This is a genomic window from Arthrobacter sp. CJL-S3 (assembly GCF_056711635.1).
On the sequence record NZ_CM160046.1, the window covers coordinates 169,729 to 186,897 of the forward strand.

The 17,169-nt window shown below is 68.3% G+C and carries 16 protein-coding genes; 12 read left to right on the top strand and 4 right to left on the bottom strand.

What is annotated here, in order from left to right:
* Positions 1-20 precede the first annotated feature (20 nt).
* The 4 genes from AC06G6_RS00830 to AC06G6_RS00845 form a co-directional block, all read right to left on the bottom strand.
* Positions 21-779: a maleylpyruvate isomerase family mycothiol-dependent enzyme gene (locus AC06G6_RS00830; RefSeq protein WP_479825453.1), complete on the bottom strand. Its 759-nt coding sequence runs from the start codon at positions 777-779 to the stop codon at positions 21-23.
* On the bottom strand, positions 779-1,612 hold the full coding sequence (locus AC06G6_RS00835; protein WP_479825455.1) for a fumarylacetoacetate hydrolase family protein: 834 nt from the start codon (positions 1,610-1,612) through the stop codon (positions 779-781). Before AC06G6_RS00835 ends, AC06G6_RS00830 begins: the two co-directional genes overlap by 1 nt.
* Positions 1,609-2,754: a cupin domain-containing protein gene (locus AC06G6_RS00840; RefSeq protein ID WP_479825457.1), complete on the bottom strand. Its 1,146-nt coding sequence runs from the start codon at positions 2,752-2,754 to the stop codon at positions 1,609-1,611. Before AC06G6_RS00840 ends, AC06G6_RS00835 begins: the two co-directional genes overlap by 4 nt.
* A 199-nt stretch (positions 2,755-2,953) precedes the next feature.
* Positions 2,954-3,775 carry an IclR family transcriptional regulator gene (locus AC06G6_RS00845; protein ID WP_479825459.1) on the bottom strand — a complete coding sequence of 274 codons (822 nt, stop codon included), beginning with the start codon at positions 3,773-3,775 and terminating at the stop codon, positions 2,954-2,956.
* 49 nt (positions 3,776-3,824) lie between these two features.
* Between AC06G6_RS00845 and AC06G6_RS00850 the strand changes: the two genes are divergently transcribed.
* From AC06G6_RS00850 to AC06G6_RS00905, 12 genes are all read left to right on the top strand, one after another.
* Complete coding sequence (locus AC06G6_RS00850; protein ID WP_479825460.1) at positions 3,825-5,180, top strand: MFS transporter; 1,356 nt, start codon at positions 3,825-3,827, stop codon at positions 5,178-5,180.
* The gene (locus AC06G6_RS00855) at positions 5,173-6,429 is read left to right on the top strand and encodes an FAD-dependent oxidoreductase (protein WP_479825462.1); all 1,257 of its coding nucleotides are present in this window, start codon (positions 5,173-5,175) and stop codon (positions 6,427-6,429) included. Before AC06G6_RS00850 ends, AC06G6_RS00855 begins: the two co-directional genes overlap by 8 nt.
* 173 nt (positions 6,430-6,602) lie before the next feature.
* Positions 6,603-7,397, top strand: coding sequence for an IclR family transcriptional regulator (locus tag AC06G6_RS00860; RefSeq protein ID WP_479825464.1), 795 nt, complete (start codon positions 6,603-6,605; stop codon positions 7,395-7,397).
* 163 nt (positions 7,398-7,560) lie between these two features.
* Positions 7,561-8,838, top strand: a complete 1,278-nt coding sequence (locus AC06G6_RS00865) for a cytochrome P450 (protein ID WP_479825466.1) — start codon at positions 7,561-7,563, stop codon at positions 8,836-8,838.
* A 5-nt stretch (positions 8,839-8,843) separates the two neighbouring features.
* Positions 8,844-10,007, top strand: a complete 1,164-nt coding sequence (locus AC06G6_RS00870) for a PEP/pyruvate-binding domain-containing protein (protein WP_479825468.1) — start codon at positions 8,844-8,846, stop codon at positions 10,005-10,007.
* 68 nt (positions 10,008-10,075) lie between these two features.
* Entirely contained in the window at positions 10,076-11,944 is a 1,869-nt protein-coding gene (locus AC06G6_RS00875) for a PEP-utilizing enzyme (protein ID WP_479825470.1), read from the top strand.
* Positions 11,937-12,740 (top strand): SDR family NAD(P)-dependent oxidoreductase, encoded by an 804-nt coding sequence (locus AC06G6_RS00880; RefSeq protein ID WP_479825473.1) that lies wholly within the window; start codon positions 11,937-11,939, stop codon positions 12,738-12,740. The genes AC06G6_RS00875 and AC06G6_RS00880 overlap by 8 nt, the downstream gene beginning before the upstream one ends.
* A gap of 47 nt (positions 12,741-12,787) precedes the next feature.
* Positions 12,788-13,108: a 2Fe-2S iron-sulfur cluster-binding protein gene (locus tag AC06G6_RS00885; RefSeq protein ID WP_479825476.1), complete on the top strand. Its 321-nt coding sequence runs from the start codon at positions 12,788-12,790 to the stop codon at positions 13,106-13,108.
* Positions 13,109-13,110: 2 nt separating this feature from the next.
* Entirely contained in the window at positions 13,111-14,439 is a 1,329-nt protein-coding gene (locus AC06G6_RS00890) for an NAD(P)/FAD-dependent oxidoreductase (RefSeq protein WP_479825478.1), read from the top strand.
* A 41-nt stretch (positions 14,440-14,480) separates the two neighbouring features.
* Complete coding sequence (locus tag AC06G6_RS00895; RefSeq protein WP_479825480.1) at positions 14,481-15,239, top strand: HD domain-containing protein; 759 nt, start codon at positions 14,481-14,483, stop codon at positions 15,237-15,239.
* A complete protein-coding gene (locus tag AC06G6_RS00900; protein WP_479825482.1) occupies positions 15,236-16,768 on the top strand; it encodes an aldehyde dehydrogenase family protein in 1,533 nt (510 codons plus the stop codon). Before AC06G6_RS00895 ends, AC06G6_RS00900 begins: the two co-directional genes overlap by 4 nt.
* A gap of 63 nt (positions 16,769-16,831) precedes the next feature.
* Positions 16,832-17,155 (top strand): antibiotic biosynthesis monooxygenase family protein, encoded by a 324-nt coding sequence (locus tag AC06G6_RS00905; protein ID WP_479828794.1) that lies wholly within the window; start codon positions 16,832-16,834, stop codon positions 17,153-17,155.
* The last annotated feature ends 14 nt before the right edge of the window (positions 17,156-17,169 follow it).

Here is a 17,169-nt window from a genome sequence, read left to right on the forward strand (position 1 = left end):
CTGCTGTAGGTAGGGGCGGCTTAGATCCACTTCGGTGCGGCCGGAACCGAGCCGTCTGTGGTTGCCGTGCCGGGTCCGGTGGCGGTGACGCCGCGGTGGCCGCGGCCTGCGGCCCATTGGACGACGGCGGCCAGCGGCCCGGAGACCACGGTCGCCGACTCGGCGGTGGTGTCCCCGAAGGTGAGGTCGTGGTCCGTGACCTTGACCACGAGGCCCGTATCTGTGCCGCGCGTGCGCCAGGCGCCGGTAATGTCCGTCAGCAGCCGTTCCAGCACGGGGGCCGGGATGTCCTTGAAGACGGCGCCGTTGTCCAGGTCGACGGCGTGCATCCAGACTTCGCGGGTGCGCATCCAGACCGTTTCGGTGGCGGGCACTTCCCGGCCCTGGATGGTGCGGACTGTGTGGTGCCAGGCGTCCCCGGGCAGGTCCCGCCACTCGACGTTCAGGTGCACGGCGGAGTGGTCGAACAGGTGCCGCAGCGCGATCGGGCTCAGCGTGGCGCCGAAATCGATCTCGTGGTCCCGGACCGCGGTGGAGGCATACATCGGGGTTTCCACCCCGGTGGCCGCCCACTCCACGAGCCGGGCGATGGCCCGGGCGTTGTAGCCGATGTGCGCGGTGATGTGGCGGCGGGTCCAGCCCGGCAGCAGCGAATCGCCGTCGAGTTCCGCGTCACTGAGTTCGTTGAGCTTGCGTGCGAAAAACGCCGTGCCCCGGCGCGCCTGCAGCAGGGCCGCCAGCAGCTCGGGGTCCGTCGTCTGGTCGTGGCGGGCAACCATCAGGCTTCCTTGACCACGCGGTTCTTCAGCTCTCCGAGGCCCTCGATGGTGGTGACCAGGAGCTGGCCTTCCTGCAGGTAGCGCTTCGGGTCCTGGGCGTGGCCCACCCCGCCGGGGGTGCCGGTGGCGATGACGTCGCCCGGGTTCAGGGTGATGATCGTGGAGATGTAGGAGACCAGGAACTCGGGGGTGAAAACGACGTCGTTCGTGGGGGTCTGCTGCTGGATCTCGCCGTCGACCGCGGTGGTCATCAGGCCGCCGCTGAACTCGTCCCTGGTGACCAGGGCCGGGCCGAACGGGGTGGACTTCTCCCAGGTCTTGCCCTGCAGCCACTGGATGGTGCGGAACTGGTAGTCGCGCATGGACACGTCGTTCAGGACGGCGTACCCGGCGATGTGGTCCGCGGCGTCGGCTTCGCTGATCCGGCGGCCCTTCTTGCCGATCACGACGGCGAGTTCGGACTCCCAGTCGACCGTGTCGGATTCCTGCGGGAGGGCCAGGTCATCGTTCGGGCCGATCAGGGATTCCTGGTACTTGGCGAACAGGGTGGGGTACTCGGGGACTTCCCGGCCCATTTCCTTGATGTGGTTGCGGTAGTTGTGGCCCACGCAGATGATCTTGCCGGGGGAGGGGACGACGGCGTCCAGGTCCGCGCCCTCAAGCGGGTGCGTGGCGCCGGACGCGGCCTTCGCGGTCGCTTCCCAGTCCGCGGTGCGCAGCAGCGCGCCGACGTCGGCGAAGCCGTCGATCTCGGTCAGGGTGTCGCCGTCCTGGCGGACAGCCTTCGTTACTGTTTTTCCCTCAATGGGGAGGCGGAGGGTGAGGAGTCTCATTTGTTGTTGCGTCCTTCGATGTAGGTGCGGTTGAAGTTCAGCCGTTCGAAAATGGGGGCGTCGCTGAAGCGGAAGAGATCAAAGGAAGTTTGGGAAACAGCGTCCGCCTGCAGGGACCACTGGGTCCAGGACGGGACGACGAACAGGTCGCCCTTGGCCAAGGTCCGTACTTCGCCGTTCAGGGTGGCGGTGCCGGAGCCCTCGAAGACCTGCCAGACGCTGGAGCCGACCTCCCGGAGGGCCTCGGTGGCGGCGCCGGCGCGGAGGCGGTGGAATTCGGCCCGGATGGTCGGCATGACGTCCCCGCCAGTGGTGGGGTTGGTGTAGCGGACGGCGGCGTGGCCCTGGGACACGGTGGCCGGGTGGCCCTCGTCCTCGAGCAGCAGCTGCTCGGTGAGGGCGCGGTCGGTGTATTCCCAGCGGTACGCCGCGATCGGGGAGCTCGTGGTGTCATCCAAGCCCGAGAGCGGGCGCAGGCCCGGATGGGCCCAGAGCCGCTCGGAGCGGGAGATGTCCGGGGTGGCCTCGTCGGTGACGCGCTCGGTGCCGAACTCGAAGAAGCCGGCGTCGGCGTAGTGCACGAACGGGATGTCCAGGCCGTCGATCCAGGCCATCGGCTCATCGGTGTCGTTGTGGTGGCCGTGGAAGTTCCAGCCCGGGGTCAGCAGGAAATCCCCGCGGGACATCCGCACCGGATCCCCGTTCACGACCGTCCAGACGCCTTCGCCCTCGACCACGAAGCGGAACGCGTTCTGCGAGTGGCGGTGCTCCGGGGCGGTCTCGCGGGCACCGAGGTACTGGATCGCTGCCCAGAGGGTCGGGGTGGCATAGGGCGTCCCGGCCAGGCCGGGGTTGGCCAGGGCGATGGCGCGGCGTTCCCCGCCGCGGCCCACCGGAACCAGATCCCCGGCGCGGGCGGCCAGCGGGTACAGGTTGCTCCACCGCCAGACGTGGGGCACCGCCTTGGGCGTCGGGACCATCGGCATCAGGTCCCCGATCTCGGTCCACAACGGGATCAGGTTCTCCCGGTCAAAATCCCGGTACAGCTCCTTGAGCTGCGCAGCCTCTTCGGGCGTCGGCTCCGCAGCGACGTGCTGCGCGGCCACTGATTCGTGAGTCGTGTTCTCGGCGCTGATGGACACGTGGGCCTCCTCGGTAGGTCAGAACAATGCTTGGGCGTAGTTCGACTCTACGGACGCGGCTGTGTGACCCCCAGCATATTCTGCCAGTCAGAATTGCTTGACCGGACCCCGCTCGGGCTCCACCCGACTGACTCGCAGCTGAGGCCGTTATGAGCCCTCAAAACGGCCTTAACTGCGAGTCACTTGAACCGCCCCGCGCTCAGTCCGGCTCGGCCGGATTGGCCGCGATATCAATCTCCAGCTGGCGGCAGGTTTCCCGCAGGGCGGGGACGAGCCCGGCGTCGAACACCTTGCGGAACCGGGTCGCGGGAGTCGCTACGCTGATCGCGCCGACCACGTGCCCGTGCCGGTTGTGCAGGGCCATCCCGAGGGCGCTCACTCCATCCTCGGTGCCTTCGAAATTGGCAGCGAAGCCGTTGCCGCGGATGGACTCCAGCTCGCGCAGGAACGCCGGGTAGTCCGCAGCCGGAATCGTGTCCCCGCCGATCTCGGCATTGTTGCTGCGGAAGAGCTGATCGATCATGTGGGGTTCCAGTTCGGCGAGCATCGCCTTGCCCCCGGAGGTCTTATTGGCCGGCATCACGGTCCCCTGCCGGTCACCAACCCGCAATACATTGTTCCCTTCCACCGTGGCCAGGAAACGCACTTTTGTCCCCACTCGCACCATGAGGTTGACCGTCTCGTTGAGCTGCGCGGAGAGCAGCTCCATGTGCGGCTGGGCGAGCGAGCGGAGCAGCCTCGTCCAGCCCAGCCCGGCCGGCCCGACCCCCATGGCGGGACCGGGCACGTAGCGGCGGGTCTCGTCCTGCACGGCGAATCCCCGGTAGACCAGCATGGCCAGGAGGCGGTGCGCGGTGGACGGGGCAACCCCCAGCTCCTCGGCGGCGTCCTTGAGTCGCAGCGTCCCGACGTCCCTGAGCAGCTGCAGGAGCTGCAGCGCGTTGTCGACCGCCTCGATGGAATAGGTCGGCCGCTTCTGCACGGGCTTCCGGGCCGACTGGGACGCTGGCTTGTTCTGCACATCAGAATTGTATTGTGGTTCACCTGCCACCGCTAGGACAGTGAGTGGCATGAATCACACACCTCCCGCTGCAGCGCCGCACCGGTCTTCGCCTGGGGCTCCGGCCCCCACCGCCGTTGGGCCCGCCTCACGGTTCTCCAAAGGCTCGGCACTCGCCGTCTTCGTCTGCTGGCTTTTGGTGGTCTTCGATGGCTACGACCTCATCGTCTACGGCACCGTCCAGTCCTCCCTGATCTCCGAAACCGGCTGGGGCCTGACCAAGGCCACCGCCGGAACCATCGGATCCATGGCCTTCCTCGGCATGATGATCGGGGCGATCTTCGCCGGCCGCATGGCCGACTCCTGGGGCCGCCGCCGCACCATCCTGGGCTGCGCCATCGTCTTCTCCATCTTCACAGTCCTGTGCGCCTTCGCCCCCAACGCGGCCGTCTTCGGCGGCCTGCGGCTCCTCGCCGGCATCGGGCTCGGCGGGCTGGTGCCCTCGGCGAACGCCCTTGTTGCCGAACTGGTCCCCACCAAGTGGCGGTCCACCATCGCCACCCTGATGATGTCCGGTGTTCCGATCGGCGGATCCATCGCCGCTCTCGTCGGCATCCAGCTGATCCCGGCCTACGGCTGGGAGTCCATGTTCCTCGTGGCCGTGCTGGCCCTGGTGATCGTGGTGCCGCTCGGACTGAAATACCTTCCCGAGACGCTGGCTCCGGTCAGCGCCACCGACAAGGCCGCCCGCAAGGCAGCCGGCAAGGCCAGCGGGGTCAAGGAACCGTCCGGCTTCTCCTCCCTGCTCCGCGCCCCGTACCTGGGGGTCAGTATCCTGTTCGCCCTGGCGACGATCGCCACCCTGTTCGCCTGGTACGGGCTGGGCACCTGGCTGCCGAACCTCATGCAGCTGGCCGGCTACAACCTCGGGTCCGCGCTGACCTTCGCCCTGGCACTCAACCTGGGTGCCGTGGCCGGTTCGGTCATCACGGCCTGGGCCGGGACCCGGTTCGGGCCGGTGCCGACCGCCATCGCCGCGGCCGCCGTCGCCGCCGGCGCGCTGATGGTCCTGGTGACCGGACCATCAGTCACCGTCGTGTACCTCATGCTGGTCCTCGCCGGCGTCGGCACCCACGGCACGCAGTGCCTCATCATCGCCGCCGTCGCGAGCCACTATCCCGGACACCTGCGGGGGACCGCGCTGGGCTGGGCGCTGGGGACGGGCCGCATCGGCGCCGTCGCCGCACCCCAGGTCGGCGGCCTCCTCCTGGCCGCCGGGCTGGGCGTCAACTCCAACTTCCTCGCCTTCGCCGGCGCCGCCGCCATCGCCGCGGTCCTGCTGGCCGCCGTCGGACTCAAACTCAAATCCAAACTCACAACCTCCCCCACACCCTCACTCTCACCAACAGGAGCAAGCAATGTCTGAGCACGCCACGTCCACCGATGTCCTCGTCATCGGAGGGGGAATGGCCGGCTTGGCCGGGGCCCTCGCGCTGCGTGAAAACGGAGCCAACGTCACCCTCGTGGAACGGGCCCCCGAATTCGGCGAGGTCGGCGCCGGGCTGCAGATGGCGCCCAACGCCTCCCGCGTCCTCCAGCGCTGGGGCCTGCTGGAAAAGGCACTCGAAATCGGTGTCCAGCCCAAACACCTGGTCTTCCGTGACGCCGTCACCGGTGAGGAACTGACGCGCCAGACCCTGAACGGGGAATTCACGGACCGCTACGGCGCGCCCTACGTTGTGATCCACCGCAGCGACCTGCACCGGGTCCTGCTCGAAGGCTGCGAGGCGGCCGGCGTCACGCTCGTCAACGACGTCATGGTCGAGAGTGTTGAAACCGTCAACGGACGCGGCGTGGCGCACACCGCGGCCGGCGTGGACTACGAGGCCGACGTTGTGATCGGCGCCGACGGGCTCAAGTCCACCCTGCGCCCCCTCGTGGCCAACGACGAGCCCGTCCCCTCGGCCTACGTCGCCTACCGCGGCACCGTGCCGATCACCGAGAACACCCCCAAGGCGGACCTCGAGGACGTTATTGTCTACCTCGGCCCGGACTGCCACCTCGTGCAGTACCCGCTGCGCAAAGGCGAGCTGCTGAACACCGTGGCCGTCTTCAAGTCCGCCTCCTTTGAACGCGGCGAAGAGCAGTACGGCGGAGTCGACGAGCTCGAGGCTGCCTACAAGGATTGCGTCCCGGCCGTCCAGGAAGCGCTCAAGAACCTGGCTACCGGCATCCGCTGGCCCATGTACGACCGCGATCCGATCGAAAACTGGGTCGCCGGCCGGATGGTGCTGATGGGCGATGCCGCGCACCCGATGCTCCAGTACCTCGCCCAGGGCGCCTGCCAGGCCCTCGAGGACGCCGCCGCGCTGCAGGACGCCAGCAACGGCACCGTCTTCACGGCCGACGGCATCCACCCGGAAGCCTGGGACGGTGCGATCCGGGAGTTCAACGCCCTCCGCGCCGGCCGCACGGCCCGGGTGCAGCGCACCGCCCGCGTCTGGGGCGAGTCCTGGCACGTCTCCGGCCTGGCCCGGACGCTCCGGAACCTCCTTTTCAAGAGCCGCAAGGACAACGACTTCCGGTACAACGACTGGTTGTACGGCACGGACGGCGACGGCGTGCCGCCCGTCCGCGCGGCCCGGTCCAGCGTCGCGGAACGCGTCTCCGCCTGACCGGCTGGTTTGGACGGACTCCGGGCCGGCTCCTTCGTGGAGCCGGCCCGGAGCCCGTTAAGACCGGTCCGGACTACACTCGATTCCGGGCGGGCCACCGGGCCGTGTGACGGCAAGGAGCGCGTCCAGCGCCGGAGACAAGCCCGCGATAAGCCCGCGACAAGGAGGTCAGGATGGCCGGCGGCAGCCGCGAACCCGGCAGGACCGTGACCTCGAAGGTCCTCGCCATCCTCGAGGCCTTCGAGAAGTCCCGCGGCGCCCTGAGCCTGACCGACATCGCCGAGAAATCCGGGCTGCCGCTGAGCACCGCGCACCGCCTGGTCAACGAGCTCACCGACTGGGGATTCCTCTCCCGCGAACCGAACGGCCGCTACCAGCTCGGCATCCGGCTTTGGGAACTGGCCCAGAACACCGGGCGGCAGCTGCGCGACGCGGCCCGGCCCTACATCCAGGACCTCTTCTCGCTCACCGGCGAAACCGCCCATCTGGCGGTCCGGGCCGGCCATGAGGTGCTCTACATCGACCGCGTCTACGGCTCCAAACGGGTACCCCGCGCCGGCCGGGTCGGCGGCCGGCTGCCCATGCACGCGACCGCCGTCGGGAAGGTCATCCTGGCCTTCGAGGAGGACTGGGTCCGGGACGCCTATCTGAACCGGCAGCTGGAACGGCACACCGCCCATACGCACGTGGACCCCAAGAAGCTGGCCGCGGAGCTGGCCCAGATCCGCGAACAGGGCTACGCCACCACCCTGGAGGAGGTCCGGCTGGGGTCCTGCTCGATCGCCGTCCCGGTCTTCCACACCGGCAGGATCGGCGCCGCGATCGGCCTGGTGCTGCCCACCAGCCAGGCCGCCACGATGACCCGGCACCTGCCGGTCCTGCGGGGCATCGCCGCCCAGATTGAGCGCGCCACCGCCCGGATTCCGCTGGAAACGCTGCTGGGCAGCCACGTCGCCGGCGCGGACTGAGCCGGCACGGTCCCCGCCGTGTGACCGCCGCGGCCGGAAACAACTGGCTTCCGCTCAGTGGAAGAAAGTCCTGCGCGCGGGGAGTGATCGGGGCCACACTGGGAAATAAGAACCCCCGGCAGGCACCGCCGCCGCCGGCGGGACCGAAAACCAAGGAGCCCAGATGTCATCGTCGACTGAAACGGCCGGCCGCTGTCCCTTTGGCCACGGCGCCGAAGCCCCCGCCGGGCACCACGGCTACGAGCCGTTCCAGATGAAGGATCCCTTCCCCGCCTACGCCGAACTCCGGGCCGAGCAGCCCGTGATGTTCGACGAGCGGGTCGGCCTCTACGTCGTCTCCCGGTATGACGACATCAAGGCCGTCTTCGAGGACTGGGAGACCTTCTCCAGCGAAAACGCCCAGGCCCCCGTCCGCGAACGCGGCGCCGCCGCGAAGAAGATCATGGAAGACGGCGGCTTCACCGCCTACTCCGGCCTGTCCGCCCGCCGTCCGCCGGAGCACACCCGCATCCGCGCCGTGGTGCAGAAGGCCTTCACGCCCCGCCGCTACAAGGCGCTGGAACCCTTCATCCGGCAGAACGTCGTCGAGCTGCTCGAGAAGATGCTGGCCCGCCCGGAACACCGCGGCGACATGGTCAAGGACCTCGCCTACGACGTCCCCACCATCACCATCCTCACCCTGATCGGCGCGGACGTCTCCCAGGTGGACACCTTCAAGCGCTGGAGCGACTCCCGCGCCGCGATGACCTGGGGCGACCTCAGCGACGAGGAACAGATCCCGCACGCCCACAACCTCGTCGAGTACTGGCAGGAATGCCTGCGCCTGGTCCGGGTGGCCCACGAGGAGGGCGGCGACAACCTCACCGCGGACCTCGTGAAGTCGCAGCAGGAAGGCGCCGAGATCTCGGACCACGAGATCGCCTCCGTCCTCTACAGCCTGCTCTTCGCCGGCCACGAGACCACCACCACGCTGATCTCCAACGCCCTCCGCGAGCTCCTGGCCCGCCCCGAGCAGTGGAAGCAGCTCGTCGAGGACCCCAAGAAGATCCCCGCCGCCATCGACGAGGTCCTCCGCTACGCGGGCTCGATCGTCGGCTGGCGGCGCAAAGCCCTCAAGGACACCGAGGTCGGCGGCGTCGCGATCGAAAAAGGCGCGCAGCTGCTGCTCCTGATGGGCTCCGCCAACCGTGACGAGAACAAGTTCGACGCCGGCGAGGACTTCGACATCACCCGCCCCAACGCCCGCGAGCACCTGTCCTTCGGGTACGGCATCCACTACTGCCTGGGCAATATGCTCGCCAAGCTCCAGGCCAAAATCGCCCTCGAGGAAGTCGCCCGGCTCGCCCCGGAGCTGCAGCTGGAGAAGCCGGAAGCCATCACGTTCCGTGAAAACCTCTCCTTCCGCGTCCCCGAGACCGTCCCCGTCAGCTGGAAGGCCTGAGAAATATGCAAAGCAACGAATACATCCAGTTCTTCGACGGCGGCATCGAACCGAAGCTCGAGAACCTCGGCGGCAAGGGTGCCTCCCTGGTCACCATGACCTCCGCCGGCATGCCCGTCCCGCCCGGCTTCGTTGTCACCACCGCCCAGTTTGACGCGTTTATGGAGGAAGCCGGCATCACCCGGCACATCCACCAGCTCCTCGCCGACCTGGATCCCGAGGACATGGGCCAGGTAGACAAGGTTTCCGCCGCGATCCGCGAGGACATCTGCTCCCGGGCAGTGCCGCAGACGCTGCGCGAGCTCACCGTCGGCGCCTACGAGGCACTCATGTCGCGCTTCGACGCACCCGTCCCGGTGGCCGTGCGCTCCAGCGCCACAGCCGAAGACCTGCCGGACGCCTCCTTCGCCGGACAGCAGGACACCTACCTCTGGCTCGACGGCGTCAAGGCCGTCACCGAGCACATCCGGCAGTGCTGGGCCTCGCTCTTCACCTCCCGCGCCATCATCTACCGGCTCAAGAACAACATCCCCAACGAGGGGCTCTCGATGGCCGTCGTCGTGCAGAAGATGGTCAACGCCCGCGTCTCCGGCGTCGCGATCACCATGGACCCCACCAACGGCGACCGCTCCAAGATCACCATCGACTCCTCCTACGGGGTTGGCGAGATGGTGGTCTCCGGCCAGGTCACCCCGGACAACATCATGCTGGACAAGGTCACCCTGACCGTCATCTCCGAACACCTCGGCGACAAGCACGCCGAACTGGTCCCCGTCGCCGGGGTCCGCGGCCTCGTCGAGCGGGAGGTCGACGCCGAACGCCGCGGCCGCCGCAGCCTCACCGACGCCGAACTCACCGCCGTCGCGCAGATGGCCAAGCGCGCCGAAAAGCACTACAAGTGCCCGCAGGACATCGAATGGGCCCTCGACACGGACCTGCCGGACGGTGAAAACCTGCTCCTGCTGCAGTCGCGCCCGGAAACCGTCCACTCGTCCAAACCGTCTGTCCCCTCCCCGGCGGCCACCGGCGGCTACTTCAGCGGACTCAGCCCCGCGGCCGCTGCACCCGCGCCCGGATCCCCGACGACGGCGCCCGGCCCGGCGCCGTCGTCCGCGTCCGGCTTCAGCCTCGGAAGCATCACCGCCTCGCTGCTGAAGCCCTCCTTCTAAAAGGTTTTGACCCGCTCGTCCGCTCCGTCACCCAGGCTCAATGCCGAGCCCGTATTGAAAGGACCGCCATGTCCCTGAAGTCCTTCCCCAAACCCTCCGAGCTCACGGTCCCCGCCGGCGCCGAGGGCTGGGAAAAGATCTACCCGTACTACCTGGTCTTCCAGGACAAGCTCAAGGAACAGGAGGATGCCAAGTTCTGGTTCTGCGACAGCCAGCACTGGCCCACCGTGTTCAAGCCCTTCGAGACCATCGGCGGCGAATTCGCGGTCAAGTGCCTGGGCCAGTACAACGCCCGGCACCTGATGATCCCCAACGCCAACGGCATCGAGTTCCGCATCCACCTCGGCTACCTCTACATGTCGCCCATCCCGGTGCCGGAGGACCAGATCGCCGCGCGGGTGCCCCTCTTCGAGCAGCGCGTGGGGCACTACTTCCAGAACTGGGAACAGCTCCTCAAGCAGTGGCACGTCAAGGTCAAGGGCACCATCGACGAGATGGAAACCATCTCCTTCCCCAAGCTCCCGGACGTCGTCCCGATGGAGGACATCCTCTCCGGCAAGGGCAAGGACGGCTCCGAGAAGCTGCTGGAGAGCTACGACCGGCTGATCCAGCTGGCGTACCAGAACTGGCAGTACCACTTCGAATTCCTCAACCTCGGCTACATCGCCTACCTGGACTTCTTCAACTTCTGCAAGCAGGTCTTCCCCAACATCCCCGACCAGTCCATCGCCACCATGGTGCAGGGCGTGGACATGGAACTCTTCCGCCCCGATGACGAGCTCAAGCAGCTCGCCAAGCTCGCCGTTGAGCTCGGGCTCCAGGCGCACTTCGGGAACACGGACGACGTCGACGCCACCCTGGCCGCCATCGCCGCGGCCCGGGGCAGGGACCGCTGGACGGCCCAGTACGAGACCGCCAAGGACCCGTGGTTCAACTTCACCGTGGGCAACGGTTTCTACGGCCATGACAAGTACTGGAACGAACACCAGGAAATCCCGCTCGGCTACATCGCGGACTACATCCGCCGCGTGGACGAGGGCCAGGAAATCATGCGCCCGATCGAGGCCCTGATCATTGAACGCGACCGCATCATCGAGGAATACCGGGACCTGCTGGAAGGCGAAAACCAGGCGCTGTTCGACGCCAAGCGCGGCCTCGCCGCCACCGCCTACCCATACGTGGAAAACCACAACTTCTACATCGAGCACTGGACCATGGGCGTCTTCTGGCGCAAGATCCGTGAACTCAGCCGCATGATGCAGGCCGAGGGCTTCTGGACCGAACCGGACGACCTGCTCTACCTGGGCCGCAACGAAGTCCGCGACGCGCTCTTTGACCTGGTCACCGGCTGGGGCGTCGGCGCCAAACCGATCGGCCCGGACTACTGGCCCGAGGAGATCGAACGCCGCCGCGGGATCGTGGACGCGCTCAAGACCGCCCGTCCCGCCCCGGCGCTGAACACCCCGCCGGAGATCATCACCGAACCCTTCACCCGGATGCTCTGGGGCATCACCACCGAGCAGGTCCAGCAGTGGCTGGGCGCAGGCGTTGCGGTGGAAGGCGGCGGGCTGCGCGGCATGGCCGCCTCGCCCGGCGTCGTCGAAGGCCTGGCCCGCGTAGTCACCGACGCGGACCAGCTCTCCGAGGTCCAGCAGGGCGAGATCCTCGTCGCCACCGTCACGGCACCGTCCTGGGGGCCGATCTTCGGCAAGATCAAGGCCACGGTCACGGACATCGGCGGCATGATGAGCCACGCGGCGATCGTCTGCCGCGAGTACGGCCTCCCGGCCGTGACCGGGACCGGCTCGGCCTCCACGACGATCAAGACAGGCCAGCGGCTGCGGGTGGACGGGACCAAGGGCACCGTCCAGATCCTCGACGAGGAACCGGAACTGCAGGTCACCGGGCCCGGCGCACACAGCCACAGCCATGTCTGACCCGAATATGCCTGCCACGGAATATGACGGTGCGGGCAGCGGCCCGGCGGGCCAGCCCGCCCGCACCGTCCTGATCACCGGTGCCGCCGGCGGCCTGGGCCGGGCGTTTGCGCTCGGCTTCGGCCGCCGCGGCTACCGCGTGGCGGTGGCGGACGTGAACCTCGACGGCGCGGAGGAAACGGCCAAACTGGTCCTCGACACCGGGGCCGACGCAGCCGCCTTCCACGCCGACGTCACCAGCGTCGACTCCACCGAGGCCCTCGCGAAAAGCTGCGCGGACTTCGGAAACGGAAGCATCGACGTCGTGCTGAACAACGCCGCCGTGTACGCGGGAGTGACGCGCAGCCCGTTCGAGGACATCGATCCGGCCGAATGGGATCTGGTGATGAACGTGAACCTCAAGGGCCCCTGGCTCGTGACCCGGGCCGCCAGCCCCTACCTTCCCGAGGGCGGGCGCGTCATCAACCTCTCCAGCGCCACGATCTTCAGCGGCTCGGAGCAGTGGCTGCACTACGTCGCCTCCAAGGGCGGGGTGGTGGCCCTGACCCGGGTGATGGCCAAGGAACTGGGCCGGCGGGGGATCACGGTCAACGCGATCGCCCCAGGCTTCACCCTCACCGAGGCCAGCTACGGGCTGATGGAGAACGCCGAGAACTACGGTGTGGACCGCGGAGCCATCAAGCGGGCCAGCCAGCCGGAGGACATCGTGGGCGCGGCGCTGTTCCTGGCCGGGCCGGACAGTTCCTATTACACCGGGCAGACCATGGTGGTCGACGGCGGCCGCCAGTTCATCTGACTCTGCCCTCTTTGCCAACTTTCCGCTTTCAACCTCAAGGAGAACCAATGCCAACGGTTCATTTCACCGACGCCGCGGGTGACGTCCGCGACGTCCAGGGCAATCCCGGCGACTCCGTCATGGAAACCGCGGTGCGCAACGGCGTCCCCGGCATCGTGGCCGAATGCGGCGGGTCGCTGTCCTGCGCCACGTGCCACGTCTTTGTCCGCGAGGACTGCCTCTCGAAGCTCCCGCCGATGGAGGACATGGAGGACGAGATGCTCTACGGCACCGCCGTGGACCGCGAGGAGAACTCGCGTCTGTCCTGCCAGCTCCGGCTGACGGACGAGCTGGAACTGTTCGTCACCACCCCGGAAACCCAGGTGTAGTGATGGGCACCCATGTCGCCGCCGCCGAGCAGCCGTCCGTCGGCGCCGCAGCGCAGCCGGACAGCCCCACCCGCACCGGCCTGCTGATCATCGGCGCCAGCCAGTCCGGCGTCCAGCTCGCCGTGTCCCTGCGGGCGCTCGGCTTCGACGAGCACATCACCCTGCTTGGCGACGAGGACCACCGCCCTTACCAGCGCCCGGCCCTGTCCAAGGAGTTCCTGCAGGGCACGGTGGAGAGCGAATCCCTGATTTTCCGCTCCAATGAGTACTGGGCCGAGCACAACGTGGAGCTGGTCAAGGGCGAATACATCGTCCGGATCGAGAAGGAAGCAGACGGCTCCGGCGTCGCGCATGCCGCCTCGGGCAAACAGTTCCCCTTCAAACGCCTCGCCCTCACCGTGGGCGCACGCGCCCGGAAACTGGAGATCGAGGGCGGGGACCTGGACGGCGTGCTCTACCTGCGCAACGCCGACGACGCCCTGGCGCTCAAGGCCCGGGTGGGGGACGCGCAGGACGTTGTGGTGATCGGCGGCGGATTCATCGGCCTCGAAGCCGCGTCCAGCCTGCAGAAGATGGGTAAGAACGTCACCGTGCTGGAATTCGGCCCCCGGCTGGTGGGCCGCGCCGTCGGCGAGGAAACCGCCGAGTACTTCCTGCAGGCCCACCGTGCCCGCGGCCTGGACATCCGGCTCAACACGAGCGCCAAGCGCTTCACTACCGCTGGCACAGCAGATAATCGCACCGCCGTCGCCGGCGTCGAACTCCAGGACGGCACCGTGCTGCCCGCGCAGATCGTGCTGGTCGGCATCGGGGTCATCCCCAACACCCAGCTGGCCGAACAGCTCGGCCTCACCGTGGACAACGGGATCGTCGTGGACCGCTTCGCGCTGGCCTCGGACGGCACCACGGTGGCGATCGGCGACTGCGCCAACATGCCCAACCCGGTGCCCGGCTCGGAACCCGGCGAGAGGATCCGGCTGGAAAGCGTCAACAACGCGATCGAACACGCGAAGGTGGCCGCCTACTCGCTCACCGGCCGGCGCGAGGAATACGCCGGCATCCCGTGGTTCTGGTCCAACCAGGCCGACCTCAAACTCCAGATCGCCGGACTCTGCAACGGCTACGACCAAACCGTGCTGCGGCGCGATGAGGAACGCGGCAAATTCAGCGTCCTCTACTACCGCCAGGGCCAGATCATCGCCGCGGACTGCGTCAACGCCCCGCTGGACTTCATGGCCGTGAAAAACGCTCTCGCCAAAGGCCAGAACATCCCCGCCGACGCCGCCGCAGATCCGGCCACACCCCTCAAGACGATCACCACGGACAGCTGACTCCACTCAGACAGTTAGTCGGCCCCACCCGAAGGAGCATTATGACCACCCCCAAGACCCCGGTAGCTGACGCCGGCACCGCGACCCCGGTTTCCGGCACCCCGGCGGCAGTTGATTCCGCGGCTGCCGAGTTCGCCGCCGCGTACCCGGTTCGGCCGGTCCCGGCGGCGGGACCGGTGGATACCGCCCCGATCGCCACCACCCCGGCGGCGCTCGAGGACCTCGACGGGCTGTGGCGGGCCGTGGTGCACGAGACCCGCACCCGCGGCAACGACATCCACCTGCCGATCTCCCTCGCCTTCGCCGAGCGGCTCTGCCGCGCCCACCCCGAGGCCGACGCCGAACTGGTCCGGGTGGCCACCCTGCTGCACGACACCGGCTGGGCCCACGTGGACGAATCCCGCATCATCTCCGAGGGCTTCACCGGCGACTGGCGCAAGGCCACCATCCGCTACGAACACGAGAAGCAGGGCTGCCACGTGGCCCGCCGGGTGCTGCCGGGCCTGGGCTACTCCACGGACTTCATCGAGCGTGTCTGCGCGATCATCGACGGCCACGACACCCGCCCGGTGGCCCGCTCGCTGGAAGACGCGCTGATGCGCGACGCCGACCGGCTCTGGCGCTTCGACCAGGCCGGGATTGCCCTGGCCTCCTCCTGGTTCAAGATGGACCCGGCCACCTACACCGACCGGCTGGCCACGGAAATCGTGCCCGAACTCATCACCGAGGCCGCCCACGACATGGCCACCGCCGACCTGAACCGCTCCACCGCCCTGCTCAAGACGGCGGTGATCCGGTGACCGCCGCGACGCACGACGCCCCCGCCCTGGCCGCCCGCGCCGCGCTCAAGCTCCCGTACACGCATGTGGACGACATATTCGTCGACGGCGCCTGGACCCCGGCGCGCGGCACGGGCCGCAACCCGGTCACCGATCCCGCGACCGGCGAAGTCTGGGGCTCGGTCCCGGACGGCACCCTCGAAGACGTGGACGCCTCCGTCGGCGCCGCCCGCCGGGCGTTCGACGACGGCGCTTGGCCGCGGCTGGCGCCCTCCGAACGGGCCGCGTACCTCCTGCGGATCGCCGAGGAGGTGGAGAAGCGCGCCGAGGAACTCTCGCTGACGAACACCCGCGAGAACGGATCGCCGGTCTCCGAATCCGCCGGGGCCGCGGCCAACGCCGCGGGCATCTTCCGCTACTTCGCCACCCTCGCGGACTACCTGGAGCGCGAGGACGTCCGGCCCTTCCCCAAGGGCGGAGGTGAATCCGTGGTCCGGCGCGAGCCGATCGGCGTGTGCGCGCTGATCGCTCCCTGGAACTTCCCGATCAACCTGGTGGTCATCAAGCTCGCCCCGGCGCTGCTGGCAGGCTGCACCGTGGTGATCAAACCGGCGTCGCCCACCCCGCTGTCGCTCCGGGTGATCATCGACGCGGTGGCCGCGGCCGGTGTCCCGGCCGGCGTCGTCAATCTGGTCACCGGGTCCGGCAGGCTGGGCGATGCGCTGGTGAAGCACCCGGGCGTGGACAAGGTGGCGTTCACCGGGTCGACGCCGGTAGGCCGGAAGATCGCGGCGGCCTGCGGCGAACTGCTGCGCCCCGTGACCTTGGAGCTCGGCGGAAAGTCCAGCGCAATCGTGCTGCCGGACGCGGACCTGGACGCGATGTCAAAGGTGCTGATCCGCTCCTCGATGCGCAACACCGGGCAGACCTGCTACATCTCGACCCGGATCCTTGCTCCCGCCAGCCGCTACGAGGAAGTCGTGGACATGGTCACCGGCACCATCGCCGCCGGCAAGCAGGGCGACCCGCTGGACCCGGACACGGTCTTCGGGCCCTGCGCGACGGAATCCCAGTACCGCACCGTGCTGGAGTACGTGGAGTCCGGGCTGGCCGAAGGCGCCCGCGCCACCACCGGCGGGCGCGCGGCGTCCCTGGGCGGCGGGCTGGAGGGCGGGTACTTCGTGGAACCCACCGTGTTCGCCGACGTCACCCCGGACATGCGGATCTCCCGCGAGGAGATTTTCGGGCCGGTCATCTGCATCCTGAAGTACGACGACGCCGGCGGCAGCGTCGACGAGGCTGTCGCGCTGGCGAACAACACGGAGTTCGGGCTGGGCGGACTGGTGTTCGGCGGCGATCCGGACGCGGCGCTCGCCGTGGCGGACCGGATGGACACCGGATCGGTGGGCATCAACTTCTTCGCCTCCAACCACGCGGCACCGTTCGGCGGCCGGCACGACTCCGGCCTAGGCACCGAGTACGGCAAAGAGGGCCTTAACGCGTACCTGAGCTACAAGTCGATCCACCGGAAGTCGCCCGCCCACGGGTAAATCGGCCCTACCGGCCGGGCGGCGGCCGGGCCGATAATCGGGGATATCCACCCCTTGCAGACTATGGAGGCGATCGACGTGTCGGTTTATACGCTGGGAATCTGGCTGGTGCACCCGGGCCGCGAGAATGATTTCGTGCAGGCCTGGCGGGATCTGGCCCGGAAGACCCAGGAAGACTTCCCGCACGCGAAGGCCGTGCTGATGCATGACCACGACGTCCGGAACCGGTTCATCAGCACCGGACCGTGGGAATCCCTGGAACAGGCCGAGCAGTGGCGGGGGTCCGCGACGTTCAAGCAGAGCATGGAGGGCATGCGCGAGATGCTGGAGCATTTCGAGGCACGCACCCTGGATGAGGCTGCCAGCATCGGCTGGGATACCCCCTAGCGGCCGTGCTTGCA

Excerpts from the sequence above, each read along its gene's own strand:
- AC06G6_RS00875 (WP_479825470.1), top strand. The coding sequence starts at position 10,076 with ATGTCCCTGAAGTCCTTCCCCAAACCCTCCGAGCTCACGGTCCCCGCC.
- AC06G6_RS00880 (WP_479825473.1), top strand. The coding sequence starts at position 11,937 with ATGTCTGACCCGAATATGCCTGCCACGGAATATGACGGTGCGGGCAGC.
- AC06G6_RS00850 (WP_479825460.1), top strand. The coding sequence starts at position 3,825 with ATGAATCACACACCTCCCGCTGCAGCGCCGCACCGGTCTTCGCCTGGG.
- AC06G6_RS00890 (WP_479825478.1), top strand. The coding sequence starts at position 13,111 with ATGGGCACCCATGTCGCCGCCGCCGAGCAGCCGTCCGTCGGCGCCGCA.
- AC06G6_RS00905 (WP_479828794.1), top strand. The coding sequence starts at position 16,832 with ATGGAGGCGATCGACGTGTCGGTTTATACGCTGGGAATCTGGCTGGTG.
- AC06G6_RS00870 (WP_479825468.1), top strand. The coding sequence starts at position 8,844 with ATGCAAAGCAACGAATACATCCAGTTCTTCGACGGCGGCATCGAACCG.
- AC06G6_RS00860 (WP_479825464.1), top strand. The coding sequence starts at position 6,603 with ATGGCCGGCGGCAGCCGCGAACCCGGCAGGACCGTGACCTCGAAGGTC.
- AC06G6_RS00865 (WP_479825466.1), top strand. The coding sequence starts at position 7,561 with ATGTCATCGTCGACTGAAACGGCCGGCCGCTGTCCCTTTGGCCACGGC.
- AC06G6_RS00835 (WP_479825455.1), bottom strand. The coding sequence starts at position 1,612 with ATGAGACTCCTCACCCTCCGCCTCCCCATTGAGGGAAAAACAGTAACG.
- AC06G6_RS00830 (WP_479825453.1), bottom strand. The coding sequence starts at position 779 with ATGGTTGCCCGCCACGACCAGACGACGGACCCCGAGCTGCTGGCGGCC.
- AC06G6_RS00895 (WP_479825480.1), top strand. The coding sequence starts at position 14,481 with ATGACCACCCCCAAGACCCCGGTAGCTGACGCCGGCACCGCGACCCCG.
- AC06G6_RS00885 (WP_479825476.1), top strand. The coding sequence starts at position 12,788 with ATGCCAACGGTTCATTTCACCGACGCCGCGGGTGACGTCCGCGACGTC.
- AC06G6_RS00855 (WP_479825462.1), top strand. The coding sequence starts at position 5,173 with ATGTCTGAGCACGCCACGTCCACCGATGTCCTCGTCATCGGAGGGGGA.